Consider the following 19,332-nt stretch of genomic DNA (forward strand, 5'->3'; position numbering starts at 1 on the left):
CCCCGAGAAAAAAGGTATGCTTTTCCCCACGCATGCTTTTTTCTAAAAATTCTTTGGTTATGGTTTAACGATTAATGTATTCTCTTCGAGTTTCATGTGGATTCCGCTGAGCTCAAGCACCTTGAGCACTTCAGATAGATTCTGGTTCATACTGGTATTCCCGTAGAATACCTGGTTCTGGTTGACCCCTGGCAGGATCTTTACGTCAATATCATACCATCGGGCTATTTGGTTCAGGATGGTGCGCAGATTGGCATTGTTGAAATTAAATTCGCCCTTCATCCAACCGATACTTGCTGCCGCATCGACCTTGGAAACAGCGATTGCACCGCCATGGTTGGCACTGATCGCCTGTTGGTTCGGAGCTAACATGAGGGCATCGCCATTGGTCTTCACTTCCACTTTCCCCTCCAGAAGTGTGGTGGTGATATGGTTTTCATCGGTATAATTGTTCACATTGAAATGGGTGCCCAGTACGCGTACTTCCTGCCCTCCGGCGCGTACCGTGAAAGGCTTTTTCGAGTTGGAAACTACCTCAAAATAGGCCTCCCCTTCTAACTGGACCTGCCTGTCATCGCCTGAAAATTCATTGGGATAGGTCAGTTTGGATGCCGCATTCAACCATACCTTACTGCCGTCCGGAAGAACCAGCTGATATTTACGTCCGCGCTGCGTGCTTGCCGTATGGTTAACCACTGCATTGGAATTCCCTTCGTAATAGATCACGCCATTGCGCTTGATGATCTGTATGCCATTTTCTTCGGCAATTAACCCATTGGGAATGGAATCCACCAATAACTCTCGACCATCATGTAAGGTGATTACCAGTCCGGATTGGCCTGGCTTTTTATCGTATTGTACAATGGAAGTCGCTTCATCTGTGGGTCTGGAATTGAAGTACCAGACTGCGCCAATGCCCAACATCAGGAGGATGGTGGCGGCCACAGCGAGAACACGGCGCGGTATCAACGGTCGAACCGGTTCCACAGGTTGCTGGACAGGATTATCCTGTTCCAATTTGGCCATAATGGATTGCAGCATCTTCAATTGATGCTCCTCCTTGCTTCTAGCAATATCGGAAGGTATCTCAACCGGGTCATTCTGACCCAAATTATACCAGTTGGAATATTCTTGTGCTTCTTGCTCGGTAATGGAGCCGTCAAGCCATTTTTTTTCTAATTCAGCTAATCGTCTGTTATCCATTGAGGGGATTATTATCGGTTACTAATTATATAATCAGTTAACTCCCCTATATCCCTACATTGATTTTTAAAAAAAATTAATAAAAATTTAACGCTATGTTTTTATGGTCGCGAATATCAGTTCAAACAAACTGAAACACAACACATTAAACACTATTTCGCGTTATGTCCCTTTACCAGAAAAAATAAAGAATCATGCGCAATCCAGAACGGAGTACCTTGAGTGCACGGGTGAGATGGGCTTCAACGGTCTTTTCGGTAATGTCAAGTTGTTTGGCGATCTCCTTCTGGGAAAGGCCTTCGTCCCGGCTGAGTTTATAGACCAATTGGCATTTCTCCGGCAATTTGGCAACCAACCTTTCCAACTTCGCTTTGAGTTCTTCGAACTGCAGGTAATTTTCCATGGAGTATTCCTGCTCGTCCGCCACCTTTGCATGATCCACATAGCGCTGTTCGATGGTCTTACGGTGGCGCCAATTGATGATCTTATATTTGAGCGCTGTTGCCAGGTAGGCATTTAAACTGCTGTTGAGGGTTATGGCCGCCCTTCTTTTCCAGATGTCAAGAAAGATTTCTTGGACAAGCTCCTGCGCTTGGTACAGGTCGCTCATTTTATTTGCCGCTACCACGTATAGTTTATCCCAGTAACGGTTATAAATCGCTGTAAAAGCCTTCGGATTTCCATCCTTCAGCAATTGCAGCAATTCCTCATCACTACGATCCTTAAAATTGTCCATTGAAATAAACTCCGAAAATAATAAACAGCTAAATTACCCTATGCGTAAAATTTGGCAATAAAATTAACACTAAACTAGTGAAAATCCTCCATTTCCTTTAACTATATGTTGAATTTAACCTATTTCAGCACAATTTTATTTACCTATAAAACTACCCTAAATCACATATAAAGGGTGTTTATGACCATGGATTGCGTACACTGAATCATTTACTACCACCCGGACCTTGTCTGACATGAGAGCGTGGTGAGAGCGTGCCTATAGACACGTACGCACCACGTATGCATCACGGCCGCACCTCGGACGCACCTCAAACAAGGTCCAGGTAGCCTGAAAGACAGTTTTCAAGAAATTTTACAATTTTGGAATTGAAAAAAATAATCGGAATCTGTTGAAAAAGACAAAACCTGAGAGCGTGTTACTATTATGTTATTGGTAACAAATACTAGTTTCCTTTATGAAATAAACAAAATATTATCGGAGAGGATTAAACTGTATATCATTGATAAACAGCTGAATAAAAATAGTAATTCCTTCTTACAAATCCAAAATTTACAGCAGCTATGCTACCAAAAATAATCCTATAGATAGGTTTAATTTAAGATCTTATAGATCAGCTCGGTCAATAGGTCACCACTATCCGTCAGATGCCCGACATTCATCCCTTTGGATTTCAGGTCGAATTCCTTGATGTGGTGGATGATATCGAAGGTCTTCCGGCGGTTGAAATTCCGTGCCGCAAACTCATACTCCTTAACGAAGAATGGATGCACCCCCAGTTGTTTGGCCGCTGCTGCGGAGCTCTTGTCGGGGAGGTAATGGTATTTCAGGATCTTGGTGAAATAGGTGCCCAAGGAACCGATCACCACCGGCATGGGGTTGCTCTTGGGGTTGGCGGCAAAATAATCCACTATCTGGAATGCCTTGACGGCATTGCGCTTGGCCAAAGCCGTATTGAGTTCAAAGACGTTAAAGTCCTTACTGATTCCGATATTCTGCTCGATATCTGCTGCCGTAATTTCTTTCTCCTTGGGAATATTCAATTGGATTTTTTCCAATTCATTGTTGATCTTGGAGAGATCCGTTCCAAGGTATTCCCCCATCAGGGCAGCTGCCTGCGGGTGGATTTTCCTTCCGTTGGCGGCCAATTGCTCACTGATCCAGCCGGCAACCTTATCGTCATAAAGCTTAGCGGATTCCAAGACGACCCCCGCCTTTTCCATCAGCTTATACGTCTTCTTGCGCTTATCGAACTTCCCATATTTGTAGGCGAACAGCAGGACAGTTGTTGGGGTGATGTTTTCGAGATATTTTTGGAGCAGGTCGTCATCCTTCCATTTCAGGTTCTGCGCTTCCTTCACGACAATGACCTGATGATCGCTCATCATGGGGTATCGCTTGGCCATGCTGATCACGGCACTGAAATCCGTATCCTTCCCGTAAACGACGGTCTGGTCGAAGCCCTTTTGGGCATCGTCAAGGACCGTATGCTCGATGGCATCGGCAATCAGGTCGATGAAATAAGGCTCTTCACCGTGCAACAGATACACCGGTGCGAGCTTCTTCTTCTTGATATCGGATAATATGGATTGGGTATTCATGCTGTACGAAAGTACAAAAATAACGAGAATTTACAGAGTTGGAAGACGCCTATAAATTTCGTAAATTTGCAGATGTTTAAACCTGTCCCCTTAAACTTACCTCCCTTTCCTGCCCGGATCAGCAAAAAACATGAGCAGTATTTCATATTCGATGAACTTCGGAAGAAACACCTGTTGCTGACGCCTGAGGAATGGGTTCGGCAGCATTGGGTCAGCCATTTGAACAAAACCTATCAATATCCCTATCCATTGATGAAGATCGAGGGCGGGTTGCAGTTGAATACACTGCAGAAACGGAGCGACCTGGTCATCTACAACCAAAAGGGGGAACGTGTTCTTTTGGCAGAATTCAAAGCGCCATCTGTCAAAATAACCGAAAAAACCTTCGAACAGATCGCAAATTACAATTCCATCTATAAAATTCCGCTGCTTTTGGTCAGTAATGGAATCGAGCACTATTTTTGTAAGATAAACTTCGACCAGGGAGATTTCAGTTTTCTAAGGGAATTGCCATCTTTTGGTCAGTTGGATTTTGGATATTAAAATAAATATTATATTAGCAAGAAGAAAGTAGGACACACATGAATATAGATAAAAACGAATTCAGAAAATATGCTATCAAGCATCATAGAATTGGCAGCCAACATGTTGATGGATATATCTCCAGATTACAGCAACAGATCCCTTCCAATCTGACACCGTACATCATTGAGGAACGTTCGTTGAACGTGGCGCAGATGGACGTTTTCTCCCGTTTGATGATGGACCGCATCATTTTCTTGGGTGACGGTATCAACGATCAAGTTGCGAACATCGTGCAGGCACAGTTGCTTTTCTTGCAATCGACCGATGCACAGCGCGACATTCAGATCTATATCAACTCTCCGGGTGGTAGTGTGTATGCAGGATTAGGTATTTACGATACCATGCAGTACATCTCTCCGGATGTGGCAACGATCTGTACCGGTATGGCAGCTTCTATGGGTGCTGTATTATTGGTTGCAGGTGCGAAAGGAAAGCGTGCGGCATTGCGCCATTCACGCGTCATGATCCACCAACCTTCCGGCGGTGCACAGGGTGTGGCTTCCGATATGGAGATCAACCTTCGTGAAATGTTGAAATTGAAAGAAGAGTTGTATACCATCATCGCTGAGCATTCCGGCCAGACTTACGAGTGGGTTGAGAAGTCATCAGACCGTGATTACTGGATGCGTGCTACCGAAGCTAAAGAATTTGGTATGATTGATGAGGTATTAATGCCGAAGAAAGAAACAAAATAATTATAATGAGTAAATCAAACAATAGAGATATCCACTGCTCATTTTGCGGCATCAGTAAAAACGAGGCCCAAATGCTTATTGCGGGCGATGGGGCGCATATCTGCGACAGATGTGTGCAACAAGCTGGGGAGATTTTGGCGGAAGAGCTTAAGCAGCGCAAGAATAAATCTATTCAAACTGCTCTTAAATTAATACGCCCGAAAGAGATCAAGGATCACTTGGACCAATATGTTATTGGTCAAGATGATGCGAAAAAGGTAATCTCTGTAGCGGTTTACAACCACTATAAACGCTTGAACCAACGCGTTGACAACGATGAGACCGAGATCGAGAAATCGAACCTGATCATTGTCGGCGAAACAGGTACCGGAAAGACCTTATTGGCGAAAACAGTAGCGAAGATCTTGAATGTTCCCTTCTGTATCGTTGATGCGACGGTCCTGACCGAAGCCGGTTATGTCGGTGAAGACGTGGAAAGTATCCTGACCCGCCTATTGCAGGCTGCGGATTACGATGTGAATGCAGCGGAGCGTGGCATTATCTACATCGATGAAATCGATAAGATCGCCAGAAAGAGCGACAACCCATCCATTACACGTGATGTTTCCGGTGAGGGTGTTCAGCAAGCCTTGCTGAAAATCCTGGAAGGTACGAACGTGAATGTTCCACCGCAGGGTGGACGTAAGCACCCGGATCAGAAAATGATCTCGGTGAACACCAGCAATATTCTATTTATCTGTGGTGGTGCTTTCGATGGTATCCAGAAAAAGATTGCAAACAGACTGCGTACGCAGACTGTAGGTTATAAAATGAAAGACGAGGATCAGGAGATCGACTTGGAGAACCTGTACAAGTACATCACGCCGCAGGATCTGAAGAACTTCGGATTGATTCCGGAGCTGATCGGTCGTCTTCCCGTTCTTACGCATCTGAATCCTTTGGACAAGGAGACCTTATTGAACATCCTGACCAAGCCGAAGAATGCGCTCGTGAAACAGTACATTAAGCTGTTCGAATACGAGGGTGTGAAACTGACCTTCGACCCTGAAGTGTACGACTTCATTGTCGATAAGGCTTGGGAGTTCAAACTGGGCGCCCGCGGTTTACGGAGCATCTGCGAAGCGATCATGCTCGATGCGATGTTCGAAACGCCGACGAGCAAGGACGAGCAGGACGAGAAGACCTTGCAGATAACGCTGGACTATGCAAAGAACAAATTTGCAAAAACAGATTTCAAAAAATTACAAGTTGCTTAACCACCTAAACCCTCGCCTTACTGGCGAGGGTTTTTTGTATAGGCAAAATAAATTATGAGATTATGACGAACAAGAAAGACGAAAACAAAGAAGAGGTAAAAGAAGTGAACTCCCCGATCAAAGCTGGGCTGAAGACCAAGGAAGATATTGTTAACAATTGGCTTCCACGGTATACGGGCCGAAAATTGGAAGATTTTGGGGAATATATATTATTGACGAATTTCAGCAATTATGTGAAGTTATTTTCACAGATGCACGACGATGCGCCGATTCTTGGCGAGGACAAACCTATGCAGACCTGTTCGGCGAATGGCATCACGATCATCAACTTCGGTATGGGTAGCCCTGTTGCGGCAACCGTTATGGACCTGCTGACAGCCATCAAGCCCAAAGCGGTCCTATTCCTGGGCAAGACAGGCGTGCTGAAGAAGAAAATCGATGTCGGTGAGTTGATCCTCCCTATCGCTGCCATCCGCGGCGAGGGAACGTCCAATGACTACCTACCGCCGGAAGTTCCATCCTTACCGTCCTTTGCTCTCCAGAAGGCGATTTCCACGACCATCCGCGACCATTCACGGGATTACTGGACCGGTACGGTGTATACCACCAACCGCCGCGTGTGGGAGCATGATAAGCAGTTCAAGAAGTACCTGAAGAGCATCCGCGCCATGGCTGTGGATATGGAGACCGCAACCATATTTTCCGTGGGATTCGCCAACAAGATCCCTACCGGTGCTTTACTCCTGGTTTCGGACCAACCGATGGTTCCTGAAGGTGTAAAAACGGACAAATCGGATGTGACAGTTACCAAATCGTATGTGGAGACCCATGTGAAGATTGGTATCGACGCCTTGAAGCAACTGATCAACAACGGCTTGACGGTAAAACACCTGAAGTTCTAAAAAATATCTACTTTTGTAGTAGACAACAAACAGACTAGACTACTTCACCTATGTGGTACAATAACATCTTAGAGACCATCGGCAATACGCCGTTGGTCAAATTGAACGCGATAACCAAACACGTCAAGGGGACAATCCTGGCGAAGATCGAAACGACCAACCCCGGCAACTCCATTAAGGATCGGATGGCCCTCAAGATGATTGAGGATGCCGAAGAAGCAGGATTGCTGAAACCTGGAGGTACCATTATCGAAGGTACTTCGGGCAATACAGGGATGGGTTTGGCCATGGCCGCTGTCGTAAAAGGGTATCGTTGTATCTTTACCACAACGGATAAACAGTCCAAAGAGAAGATCGATGCTTTGCGCGCCTTCGGTGCGGAAGTGATCGTCTGCCCGACGAACGTGGATCCAGAGGATCCCCGCTCCTATTATTCGGTTTCCAGCCGATTGGAAAAGGAAGTGCCCAATGCCTGGAAGGCCAATCAATACGATAACCTATCCAATACCAAAGCGCATTATGAGCAGACCGGCCCCGAGATCTGGGAACAGACGGAAGGCAAGATCACCCATTTGGTGGTGGGTGTAGGCACTGGTGGTACCATCTCCGGAACTGCCAAATACCTGCGCGAAAAGAATCCGAACATCAAGGTTTGGGGGATCGACACCTATGGTTCCATTTTCAAGAAATACAAGGAAACGGGCATCTTCGATAAAGGAGAGATCTACCCCTACATTACCGAAGGGATCGGTGAGGATTTCCTGCCGAAGAACGTAGACTTCTCGCAGATCGACCTGTTCGAAAAGGTATCCGATAAGGATGCTGCCCTAATGACGCGGGATCTTGCCCGCAAGGAAGGGATCTTTGCCGGCAACTCTGCCGGTGCAGCATTAGCCGGTTTGTTACAATTGAGCGGCAGCCTGAAAGAAGATGATGTGGTGGTGATCATCTTCCATGACCACGGTTCCCGCTACATGGGGAAAATGTACAACGAAGATTGGCTTCGCGAACGCGGCTTCCTGAAGGACGAGAAACTGACCGCACAGGCCATCCTCAAAAAACGTGGTGAACAGGCCATCGTGACGGCGGATGCCAACCAAACGGTATTGGAGACCTTCAACACCATGAAATCGCTGAACATCTCCCAAATACCTGTGACCCAACAGGGTATGGTGGTCGGCAAGGTTACGGAATCGGACATCCTTTCGGCATTGCTGGAAAACCCGGCATTGAAATCGTCGGCCGTGGAAGAAATATCATCCAAGCCATTTCCTTTCGTGGACCTGAACACATCGATCGATAAGATTTCCGGTTTGATCAATAAGGATACACAGGCCGTACTGGTGGAAGATGCCTACGGGAAGATCAATATCATTACGCAATACGATATCATCAACGCCATTTCAGAGGTTTAGGATTTTTCCATTTTTTGGGTATATTTAAAAATATCAACCTGAGCGAATGGAAAGAAACGATAGACTTAAACGGTTCGAATACTGGGTGAAAGCCCGTATAGGAAAGATTGCATTTATTGATATTGAAGAAAAACGCGAGAAAGCGTGGTATGGAAATGGCTATGGTGGTTTTTATGTCGACCCTACCCTCGTACCAGCCAACGCCATCGTATATTCCTTCGGTATCGGTGAGGATATCTCCTTCGATAAAGCGATGATTGCCAAGCACGGTTGCAAAGTCTATGGTTTTGACCCGACGCCGAAATCCATCAATTGGGTAAAGAACAATGAAACACCGGAAACCTTCTACTTCCATCCTTTCGGTATCGGTGAGAAAACGGAGCATGTGATTTTCCACTTGCCCAAGAACAAGGATCATGTATCGGGTAGCGTGTACGACCACTCTCTTGTGGATGAGCACAATTCCGTAGAAGTGCTGCTCAAGAGCTTTACGGATATTACCCTAGACCTGGGGCACCGCCACATAGATGTCCTGAAAATGGACATCGAGGGTTCGGAATATGTGGTCATGGAAGGGATCCTTAATTCCGGCATCAGCATTGGCCAGATTCTGGTGGAAACACATGAGCGATTCTTTGCGGACGGCAAGGCCAAGGGGCAAAAATTCTTTTCACTACTCCATGATCATGGCTACCGCATATTCGCGATATCGGATACCTATCAAGAGATCTCTTTGGTAAAGACAAAATAAAAAAGAGCCTGCAAAAAATTTTGCAGGCTCTCATCGTTTAACAAATACCGGTTATTAATCGTTTTGTTCGATCGCACCGTTAGCATTTATTTCTGCCAATGGGAATAAGAATTGCCATTCCGGCGCACCTGCTTTTACTTCCATCAAACTGTTTACACTTGAGGAAACGAAGTTTGGTGCTTTTGTTCTATCCAAAGGTTGGTTCAGACGTTTCAGGTCATAGAACCTGAACCCTTCACCCCAAAGTTCCGTTCTTCTGTTTATCCAGATTTCCTCCAATAAAGCGGTTCCAGTTTTTGTTGATTTCACAGCTTCCGGATCGCGTACTTTTGTGAAGGTATACAAAGCATCTTGAGCGTTGGCAGTCTGCCCTGCACCAGCATAGGCCTCAGCCAAGATCAGGTGCATCTCTGCAGATCTCATCAAAGGCACATCGCCCAATGCCCCACCTGGAGTCTTGATCGAGAATTTACGGGACATATATGGCTGACGTGAGAATGAAGCCAATGGCAATGGGAAGTTTGCTGCCGTAGGTTCTGGTTCCCACATTTTCTTACGTACATCAGATGCCGGAATTAAGTTGTATAAAGCGGAGTTTATACGTTTTGGATTCGCACGCATAAACGAAGTGTTCGCATTGTAGGCGATCTGCGCAAAATAGGATCCGAAAGCATCCATCTGATCTTGAGTAGGCATTGACGCCCACATGAATTCGGATAACGTGGTTGCGTCGTTGAAGCCCTTTTGGTAATTCTCCGCATTCATTAATGGGAAAGCACCGGAGTCAATGATCAATTTCGCATATTTTATAGCGTTCGGATAGTCCTGCATGGTCAATGCTACGCGCGCACGGATACCATAAGCTACGTGTAGATTCACCTGGGACTTATTTGCACGAGATGTAATATCCAAGGCAATTGCATCTTCCAAATCTTTAATGATGGCATCATACACTTCCTTAACCGTGGATCTTGGCAGGGCGCCATCTTCAAAGTTCAATACCAAAGGTACACCCAATTGATCGTTTGCGGTTTTCGCATCAAAACGCTTCGCGTACAACTGCACCAAGTTTGAATAGGCATACGCTCTTAGCGTAAGAGCCTGCGCTTTTAAGGTATTCTTTTCTAGATCTGTTCCTGGGATCGGATCGACGTTACCAAGGATGAAGTTGGCATCACCAATAATCTTATAGAACGTACGGTAATAATATTCCGTAACCGCATGGTTGTCGTTACGACCCCCCTGCCAGTTTCCTTCACCTGTAGAAGTAAACCAGTTGGCATCACTGATACCCAAGTCTTCGCCCATAAAGTCCAGGCCTAACATAATACCGCCTACACCTGGTTTATTCTGCACGTTCCAGGAAACCACCTGCGTACGTTCGAACATAAATCTGTAAATACCGTTCAATGCTGTATTGGCATTGGCAATGGAACTGAAGATTTCTTCCTTCGATACTTTATCTGTTGGGGATGTTTCTAAGTAATCTTTTTTACAACCGCTAAACAATAGAAGCAAAGCAGTACCCAATATTGTTAAATTTCTTTTTTTCATTTCTTTTCTATTGTTTGATTAAAAACCAACATTAATACCCAAGCTGAAAATACGGGTCGGCAAATACGTTGTCGATACTGATCCATCAAATCCTTCCGTTGGGTTCATACCTGTACGCTTTGAGAACAAGGCTAAGTTTTCTCCCGTGAAGAATACACGTGCTGAAGAAAGATCGATCTTGTTCACTAGGCTTGTCGGCAATTTATATTGGAAATTCACATTGGTAATACTCAAGTATGAAGCATCGATCAACCATCTTGTTGAAGCTGCGTTGATATTTGCATTGTTCGCCTGATCCAAACGTGGAATAGTACTGCCAGTGTTGGACGTTGTCCATGCGTTCATGGCATCCACGTGGTATGATTTTCCATATGCATTCGTGCTCATCAAACTTGCATACTGGCTATCGTAGATCTGACCACCGATCTGGTAGTTCAATAAGAACGATAGGGAGAAATCCTTATAGCTGAACGAGTTCATGATGGACCCCATCAAATCAGGAATGGAAGTTCCTGAGTAAACAAATTTTGCGAAGTTTTGGTTGGTAACATACTGTTTGCCATCAACGGTACGCAAGGCAGAAGCTGGTGCGTTATCCGCTGGCGTGTACAGTGATGAACCGTCCGTTGCATCCACACCTGCATATTCTCTTAACCAGAATGAGTAATAATCCCTACCTACTTCTCTTCTTTTGTTTCCGGAAGTAATTACAGGGTTCTCCACTGGCATTTTCGTGATTTCATTCTTGAAGGTGGTAATGTTCTTTGTCATGGTCCAGGTGAAGTTTTCGTTACGTACGATATCACCGGATAGGGAAAGTTCAAAACCTGTATTGTACATGGAACCTACGTTCATGAACTCACTGCTTACCGCAGATGAAAGCGCTCTAGGAACGGATAGCAATAATTGGTCTGAACCGCGTTTGTAGAATTCCATTTCCCCGCGCAATCTGTTATTCAAGAAAGCGAAGTTCACACCTACGTTGAAGGTATTGGAAGATTCCCACGTTAGGTTCGGGTTCGGAAGTGAGCTCAAGATTGTTCCCGGCAAACCACCATTGGACCATCCCAAGTTGTAAAGCGCCTGGTATCCGTAGTAAATACGGTTGCCATTCACATCCAAAAGGTTATTGTTACCTACTTGACCATAGGAAGCCTTCAAGCGCAAGTCATTGATCCAAGACGCATCCGCAAGGAACGCTTCTTTATTGATTGCCCAAGCAGCACCTACAGAGAAGAATTTACCCCATCTCTTTTCGTTGTCGAAGATGGAAGATCCGTCCATACGGAAGGATGCATCAGCGTAGTATTTTTGATCGTAGTTGTAGGATGCTTTACCGAAATAGGATTCCAAACGGTTCACATTCTTGTAACCACCTGAAGAAAGTGGCGTTACGTAGTTATCCAATTCCGTAATTCCGGACGTAATCTGACCTGTCTTTGTTGTGTTACGCGTACTGAATTCGTAATCGTAATTTTCATGACCCGCCAAAGCAGTTAGGTTATGCAAGTCGAAAGACTTTCTGTACTGCAATACTTGGTTGAAGGTATATGATTTTGTGATGTCATTCTGGAAGGAACCAAGTCCATTGTAGGAAACACCATCACCTACTCTATTGTTCCAAGAGTAGTCACGGTTTCTGTTGGTCAAATCCACACTTACGGAAGGCGTGAAGGTAAAATCCTTCAAGAACTTAATTTCCACGAATGCACGACCGCCCAAAACAGCACGTTTGTTATAGTTGGTATTCAAGATGGTCTCGTAAATCACGTGTCTACCCGGACTTGCACCGCTTGGTCTGTTCACTGCACCCGGGTGCATACCATAGTCGTAGTAGTGCTCACCTGTAACCTCATTGATTACCGGCGCACCTGTTGTTGCATCAAATGCATGTACAGGATATATAGATCCCAATCCACGTATAAAGGAGAATGGGTTTACGTAAGAAGCCGCATTACCTGTCGCCGCATCGGAAGCCATAGAGCCTTCTGACATCGTTCCCGATATATTCACGCCAGCTTTTAACCAATCTTTGATCTGTGAATTTACGTTCATACGGCCATTGAAACGCTGTAGATCCGAATTCAAGATATAACCTTCATCATTCAGGTAACCCAAAGAAACATAATAATCAGTCTTATCGTTACTTCCGCTTAGGTTCACATTCGCGTTCGTACGCTTACCTACGCGTTGGATGGCGTCGAACCAGTCGAAGTCATTGTATTTCAAGCTTGCATTTGGATTCATGACACCATTAAGATCTACAACCTCATTGTCTGCGACATTGAATGGATTGTAAGCTAACAGGCGTTTGATATTGTCTACAGCATAGCGGTTTGCATCTTCTTCGGTTGCAGGTGTTCCAGATGTAGGGAACATACGGGAGTGCTTGATGGCCTGGAAAACCGTTGGGTAATAATCGTTGATACCTACGGTTTCATATTCCTCGATTCCGCGTTGGGTAATACCCTGTGTCAGGCCAACATTGAATCGCGTTGCACCGCGACCTTTCTTGGTCGTGATCATGATCACACCGTTACCTGCACGTGAACCATAAAGCGCTGCTGAGGTTGCATCTTTCAAGATGGAAATGCTCTCGATGTCATCACTGTTGATATCACCGATATTTCCATCGAAAACTGCACCATCCACTACATATAATGGAGAACTTGATGCACTCATGGAACCGATACCACGTAAGCGGATGGATGCACCAGATCCTGGCTGTCCGTTTCCTGAAGAAACCGAAATACCTGGAGCCATACCTGCCAAAGCATTGGATACGTTCGTTACGGTACGTTTCTCTAGGTCTTCAGCGCCCATTGTAGCCATGGAACCTGTCACTTCTGATTTCTTTGCTGTACCATAGGCAACAACGACAACTTCATCCAATGCTTCCCCAGCTTGGCTGAGTTCAATATTGATGGTATTGCTGTTACCAAGGGTTACGGTTTGGGATGTAAATCCGATGTACGAAAAGGAAAGCGTGCTACCAGCGGCAACATTGCTCAATGTGTACTTTCCGGACCCATCTGTTTGAGCGGCATTTGTTGTTCCCACGACACGAACGGAAACCCCCGATAAGGGCTGTCCATCTGCTGAGGAAGTCACAGTTCCACTCACATTTTGCGTCTGCGCAATCGATTGCCCAATTAGGCAAACAAAAGCCACAATAAAACAGAGTAATTTGTGTTTCATAAAAAATTGATTGTTAATTGTTTTTAATAATTTCCTTTAGATTTACGGCAAAAGTGTAATTCGACGCGAAACTACTAAAAAAAATGACAAATTTTAACGCATATTTATTAATGTTATAACAACATATGCCATTTAGCCTTTAAATAATTATACAACAAACCAATTTTTATTCAATAAAATAAAAAATGATATAAAAAATTGGTTTAGTTTCAATAGAATTAATTGAAGCCTTTTTAATTTTTCCACAAATTCCAAATCAATCTATTTAGATAATTAAAATTATTCAATGGATTCAAACCCAAATTGATCCGTTTCCACCATATATATCAGTACTTTATTAATGTTTTATGGAAAGGGATATGAAAATGGCAATACACTGTTCAGGCAAATAATTTTACTCAACTATCGATCATGGGGTTCAATAGGCTGAATAATAATGCGTTCCATAAAAATATGGATAGTACAATAATGCTAAAACGTAAAAGCTAAGTTTACTTTTACGAACCTGAACAACAGGATTTAATTGTAATAATTTTGTCGATTTAAGGGAATTGTATCCTTTAATTGGTAAAAATGAAGGAAATAAGGGTAGAAATAAGACGAAATAGGTTCTTTTGATTACTTCTTTTCAGGAGCTTCCACTTCGGTTATGATATAAACATCTTCTTGATCTTTTTTCATCTTATACTTTTCACGTGCAATGCGTTGGATCTCGCTTGGGTTATATTGCACATCCTTGATGGATCTTTCGATGTTTTCGATTTCGGTGGTATAATAGGCTTTCTCTGCTTCGAGCTTGGCTTTCTCCGTCTGGTAGTTGTACTGCGTGGTCACATCGTAACGATCGAAGAAGATCATCCACACCAAGAAGGCAACCCCAGCGATGAGATATTGATTACGAATGGTTTTGATAAAGCGTTCCATAGGCTCAGTCGAAGCAATTTTTTAAATTCTGGTTAAAGATAACCAATTTAGGATGAACAATACAATAGGGAAATTCGATTAGTTGATTGAGTAATTGCGGCTATGCGGTTCCATAAAAAAAGGGAACCCATAGGTTCCCTTTAGAATCAATATTTTATGGATTATTTTTTCGGAGCGTACTTAAAGTTCTTTCCGATAAATTTCGCATTGGCACCCAATTCTTCTTCGATACGTAACAATTGGTTGTATTTCGCGATCCGGTCGGAGCGGGAAATGGAACCTGTTTTGATCTGTCCACAGTTCAAGGCTACTGCCAAATCCGCAATCGTTGTATCTTCCGTCTCACCAGAGCGGTGCGACATTACGGAAGTATAACCGGAGTTCTGCGCCAACTGCACTGCATTGATGGTCTCAGTCAAGGAACCGATCTGGTTCACTTTCACCAAGATGGAGTTTCCGATTCCATTGTCGATACCTTCCTGAAGACGTTTTGTGTTCGTCACGAATAAATCGTCACCTACCAATTGTACACGGTCACCGATCTTCTCGGTTAACAGTTTCCAACCTTTCCAGTCATCCTCAGCCATACCGTCTTCAATGGAGATGATCGGGTATTTTGCTGTCAATTCGGCTAGGTAGTTTACTTGTTCTTCAATGGTACGAACCGCACCACCTTTACCTTCGAACTTCGAGTAATCGTATTTATCTTTCACGAAGAATTCTGTCGATGCACAGTCTAATGCTAAACAGATATCCTTACCTGGTTTGTATCCTGCTTTTTTGATCGCTTCCAAAATAGTTTCGATCGCATCTTCGGTACCATCGAATGTTGGTGCAAAACCACCTTCATCACCTACTGCAGTAGAAAGGTTACGGTCGTGAAGGATCTTTTTCAAGCTATGGAATACTTCGGCACCCCAACGCAATGCTTCCGAGAAGGATTCAGCACCTACAGGCATGATCATGAATTCCTGGAAAGCGATCGGTGCATCCGAGTGTGCTCCACCATTGACGATGTTCATCATCGGCAAAGGCAATGTATTCGCATTAACACCACCGATATAACGGTACAATGGCTGACGGCTCTCCTGTGCTGCTGCTTTAGCTACCGCTAAAGATACACCCAAGATCGCGTTGGCACCCAACTTACCCTTGTTCTCGGAACCATCCAGATCAATCATCAATTTGTCGATTGCGTTCTGTTCAAAAACATCAACACCTTCCAATGCTTTCGCAATCTTGGTGTTCACATTTTCAACAGCCTTCAAAACACCCTTACCCAAGTATTTTTTCTTGTCTCCGTCGCGTAATTCTACAGCTTCGTGAGCACCCGTGGAAGCTCCTGAAGGAACAGCAGCACGGCCAACAAAGCCATTCTGTGTTGTTACATCAACTTCTATCGTAGGATTTCCGCGCGAATCCAATATCTGGCGCGCATGTACGTCAATAATCAAGCTCATTTTTATGTGGTTTATTTAAATGTCTTACTTAGTGTATTAAAGACACTAATATAATAAATATTCTTATCTAATCAAAAATATGAAAAAAACTATGTTATCGAACCCTTGACCATTGAATTTTTATTAAAAGCTGGAATAATCGATTTTATCCGGGTCTGCAGATGCCCTCCCTACCCTATTAACACAAAAAAGGCGACCAACATTGGTCGCCTTCTCTATTCCCAAGTGCTTACGCAGCTTGCTTGGACTAGCTTATTTTTTCCTATTAACCTTTTACCATGGCGATGAAGTCATCGAATAGGTAACGGGAGTCGTGCGGGCCAGGTGAAGATTCCGGGTGGTATTGTACCGAAAATGCTTTCTTACCCTTAACGCGGATACCTTCAATCGAGTTATCGTTCAGGTTGACATGGGTAATTTCCACTTTATCTGAATTTTCGATATCCTCAGCGACCACACCAAATCCATGGTTCTGGGAAGTAATCTCGCATTTATTGGCGATTATATTTTTTACCGGATGGTTGATACCGCGGTGTCCGTTGTGCATCTTTTTGGTTCTGATATCGTTTGCTAGGGCCAAGATCTGGTGGCCTAGACAGATACCGAACATCGGCTTGTCAGCAGCAAGGATTTCCTTTACGGTCTGGATGGCATAGTCCATTGCCGCCGGGTCGCCAGGACCATTGGAAATGAAGAATCCATCTGGATTCCATTCTTGCATTTCCGCAAATGTTGTTTTTGCTGGGAATACTTTAGCGTAGACCTGTCTGGCATCGAAATTACGCAAGATGTTCTTTTTGATTCCCAAATCAAGAACCGCAATGCGCGTAGGCGCACCTTCTTCGCCGTAGTAGTAAGGCTCTGTTGTGGAAACTTTTGAGGAAAGCTCCAGACCCGCCATGGAAGGAACCTTTGCCAATTCAGCTTTCAAGGATTCAGCATCCAAGTTCTCGGAGGAAATAATGGCATTCATCGCTCCCTTATCGCGGATATGGCGCACCAACGAACGTGTATCGATATCAGAGATACCAACTAAGTTCTCTTCTTCAAAATAGTTCTGGATGGACTGATCGGCCATCTTACGTGAATAATTAATGTTATAGTTCTTACAAACCAAACCTGCAATCTGGATCTTCCGGGATTCCTCATCCTCTTGGTCGATACCATAGTTACCAATATGGGCATTGGTCGTCACCATGATCTGCGCATAGTACGATGGATCGGTAAAGATCTCCTGATAACCGGTCGTACCTGTATTGAAACAGATCTCACCTGTTGTCGTACCGATCTTCCCTGCGGCTTTACCGTGGAAAACAGTGCCATCCTCAAGGACTAAAATTGCTGGCAATTTGCTGTAGTTGGTCATTCTTATATCAAGTTAAAACGTATGCAATGTCGTGCGATCAAAACCTGGACTACCGAACATAAAAAAAGCCCAAACGGGCTAACTTATCAATTAACATTGACTTGAAGTAGTAACTACTTTTTGTGATGCTATTGGGTAAAAGGTCTCTTTCATTTTATTGGGAGACAAAGGTACAAATAAAAATAATTCACTTAATAAAGTTTTTTAAATATTTACCACAGGGTCGCTCCAAAGAAATCCATCCGATGCATTTTGATCAAGGCAACAACCTGAATCACAATAGAGCATTGGACCTAAAAAAGAAAATTCCGATAGTGAACTATCGGAATTTTCCTTGTGCCTTACTGATAAAGCGGTTTATTTCGTAAGCTTGAAAATATCGTTTCCGAAGACAAAGATCATGAGTGCTACGATAATAAAGAAGCCTACCATCTGCGCACGCTCCAGGAATTTATCGCTCAATGGTTTCCCTTGGATCATTTCCACCAATAGGAAGATCACATGTCCACCGTCCAATGCTGGAATAGGCAGGATGTTCATGAACGCAAGGGCCATGGACAGCATACCCACCAGGTTCCAGAAACGGAACCAATCCACTTCCGTACCGAACATTTCGGCAATACCGATCGGACCGGACAAAGCTTTATCCGCACGTACCTCGCCTTTAAAGATCTTACCGAATCCCTTGATATTATCGGTGATTACACCGAAGGCGCGACCAGCACCGATAGGTAGGGATTCCATAAAACCGTATTGCTTCTGCACGAAAGGAATGTTCGCAAAACCGATCATGGAAGAGCTATCCGCGGGCGCTTTCAGCGCTACTGTATTTCCATTTCGGATAACATCCAATGTAATCTCTTTATTCTTGCTCGCTTCTACCTCAGCTTTAAAATCATCTAATTTCTGTACCGCTTTTCCATTGATGGATACAATGCTATCACCAACCGCTAAGCCCATCTTCTCTGCACGTGAATTCTTTTCAATCAGCGTGACAGGAAGCATCTTGAACATCGGTTGCACCAATTCGTTTCTTTTGTGGTCGGATACATCGTTCAGGATGTCCTTCGGCAATCGGATATCCAAGGTTTGTCCTGCACGTTCCACGGTAAGCACTGCATCGCCCATCAACACCTCAGAGGTCATCAGATCCTGGTAGAACAGATTTGCTTTCTTTCCGTTCACGGCAAGGATCTTATCGCCTTCCTGAATACCAACCTTTGTGCCGATGATACCCGGCTTCACGCCATACAGTTGGGTATTGTCCACATCTGAGCTTCCGTATTTGAAAGTCAGCATCCAGAACACCAGGATACCCACGATCACATTGACGATAATACCACCCAACATCACGATTAAGCGCTGCCAAGCTGGTTTAGAACGGAATTCCCAAGGCTGTGGCTCGCCTTTCATCTGTTCGGTATCCATCGACTCATCGATCATACCGGCGATCTTCACATAACCACCCAAAGGCAACCATCCGATACCGTATTCACATCCTTTGTAGTTGAACTTGAAAAGCTTAACGCCCCAAGCATCAAAGAAAAGGTAAAATTTTTCAACTTTGATTCCGAACGCGCGGGCCGCAAGGAAGTGACCCAGTTCGTGCAAGATGATTAATAAAGACAAGCCCAAAAGTACCTGTCCAACCATAATGACTATTCCCATCTATTTCTCTTTTATATT

At 44.2% G+C, this 19,332-nt stretch carries 15 protein-coding genes; 6 read left to right on the forward strand and 9 right to left on the reverse strand.

The features are described 5' to 3' along the window. Positions 1-57: 57 nt before the first annotated feature. The 3 genes from G6N79_RS16510 to holA all read right to left on the reverse strand — a co-directional run bounded on the left by G6N79_RS16510 (position 58) and on the right by holA (position 3,540). Positions 58-1,203, reverse strand: coding sequence for a FecR family protein (locus G6N79_RS16510; RefSeq protein ID WP_103905711.1), 1,146 nt, complete (start codon positions 1,201-1,203; stop codon positions 58-60). A 172-nt stretch (positions 1,204-1,375) separates the two neighbouring features. Continuing rightward, positions 1,376-1,939, reverse strand: coding sequence for an RNA polymerase sigma-70 factor (locus G6N79_RS16515; RefSeq protein WP_103905712.1), 564 nt, complete (start codon positions 1,937-1,939; stop codon positions 1,376-1,378). 593 nt (positions 1,940-2,532) lie between these two features. Continuing rightward, entirely contained in the window at positions 2,533-3,540 is a 1,008-nt protein-coding gene (holA, locus tag G6N79_RS16520; protein ID WP_103905713.1) for a DNA polymerase III subunit delta, read from the reverse strand. 72 nt (positions 3,541-3,612) lie between these two features. On the opposite strand from holA, the gene G6N79_RS16525 reads away from it, so the two are divergent. The 6 genes from G6N79_RS16525 to G6N79_RS16550 all read left to right on the forward strand — a co-directional run bounded on the left by G6N79_RS16525 (position 3,613) and on the right by G6N79_RS16550 (position 9,144). Beyond that, positions 3,613-4,083: a type I restriction enzyme HsdR N-terminal domain-containing protein gene (locus G6N79_RS16525; RefSeq protein ID WP_103905714.1), complete on the forward strand. Its 471-nt coding sequence runs from the start codon at positions 3,613-3,615 to the stop codon at positions 4,081-4,083. A 38-nt stretch (positions 4,084-4,121) separates the two neighbouring features. Then, a complete protein-coding gene (clpP, locus tag G6N79_RS16530) occupies positions 4,122-4,820 on the forward strand; it encodes an ATP-dependent Clp endopeptidase proteolytic subunit ClpP (protein WP_103905715.1) in 699 nt (232 codons plus the stop codon). Between the two features lie 5 nt (positions 4,821-4,825). After that, a complete protein-coding gene (gene clpX / locus G6N79_RS16535) occupies positions 4,826-6,076 on the forward strand; it encodes an ATP-dependent Clp protease ATP-binding subunit ClpX (protein WP_103905716.1) in 1,251 nt (416 codons plus the stop codon). Between the two features lie 62 nt (positions 6,077-6,138). Then, positions 6,139-6,978, forward strand: coding sequence for an AMP nucleosidase (locus G6N79_RS16540; RefSeq protein ID WP_103905717.1), 840 nt, complete (start codon positions 6,139-6,141; stop codon positions 6,976-6,978). 50 nt (positions 6,979-7,028) lie between these two features. Then, on the forward strand, positions 7,029-8,393 hold the full coding sequence (locus G6N79_RS16545; RefSeq protein WP_103905718.1) for a pyridoxal-phosphate dependent enzyme: 1,365 nt from the start codon (positions 7,029-7,031) through the stop codon (positions 8,391-8,393). A gap of 46 nt (positions 8,394-8,439) precedes the next feature. Next, positions 8,440-9,144 carry an FkbM family methyltransferase gene (locus G6N79_RS16550; RefSeq protein ID WP_103905719.1) on the forward strand — a complete coding sequence of 235 codons (705 nt, stop codon included), beginning with the start codon at positions 8,440-8,442 and terminating at the stop codon, positions 9,142-9,144. A gap of 54 nt (positions 9,145-9,198) precedes the next feature. Here G6N79_RS16550 and G6N79_RS16555 read toward each other — a convergent pair whose 3' ends face one another. From G6N79_RS16555 to rseP, 6 genes are all read right to left on the reverse strand, one after another. After that, positions 9,199-10,698, reverse strand: a complete 1,500-nt coding sequence (locus G6N79_RS16555) for a RagB/SusD family nutrient uptake outer membrane protein (protein WP_103905720.1) — start codon at positions 10,696-10,698, stop codon at positions 9,199-9,201. 18 nt (positions 10,699-10,716) lie between these two features. Further along, positions 10,717-13,896 (reverse strand): SusC/RagA family TonB-linked outer membrane protein, encoded by a 3,180-nt coding sequence (locus G6N79_RS16560; protein ID WP_103905721.1) that lies wholly within the window; start codon positions 13,894-13,896, stop codon positions 10,717-10,719. A gap of 618 nt (positions 13,897-14,514) precedes the next feature. Next, positions 14,515-14,820 (reverse strand): FtsB family cell division protein, encoded by a 306-nt coding sequence (locus G6N79_RS16565; protein ID WP_103905722.1) that lies wholly within the window; start codon positions 14,818-14,820, stop codon positions 14,515-14,517. A 161-nt stretch (positions 14,821-14,981) separates the two neighbouring features. Next, positions 14,982-16,280, reverse strand: a complete 1,299-nt coding sequence (gene eno / locus G6N79_RS16570; protein WP_103905723.1) for a phosphopyruvate hydratase — start codon at positions 16,278-16,280, stop codon at positions 14,982-14,984. Between the two features lie 265 nt (positions 16,281-16,545). Continuing rightward, complete coding sequence (gene carA, locus G6N79_RS16575; RefSeq protein WP_103905724.1) at positions 16,546-17,646, reverse strand: glutamine-hydrolyzing carbamoyl-phosphate synthase small subunit; 1,101 nt, start codon at positions 17,644-17,646, stop codon at positions 16,546-16,548. Positions 17,647-18,003: 357 nt separating this feature from the next. Further along, the gene (rseP, locus tag G6N79_RS16580) at positions 18,004-19,314 is read right to left on the reverse strand and encodes an RIP metalloprotease RseP (RefSeq protein WP_103905726.1); all 1,311 of its coding nucleotides are present in this window, start codon (positions 19,312-19,314) and stop codon (positions 18,004-18,006) included. Positions 19,315-19,332: the final 18 nt, after the last annotated feature.

The organism is Sphingobacterium lactis, from assembly GCF_011046555.1.
In the GTDB taxonomy this organism is placed as follows: Bacteria; Bacteroidota; Bacteroidia; order Sphingobacteriales; family Sphingobacteriaceae; genus Sphingobacterium; species Sphingobacterium lactis.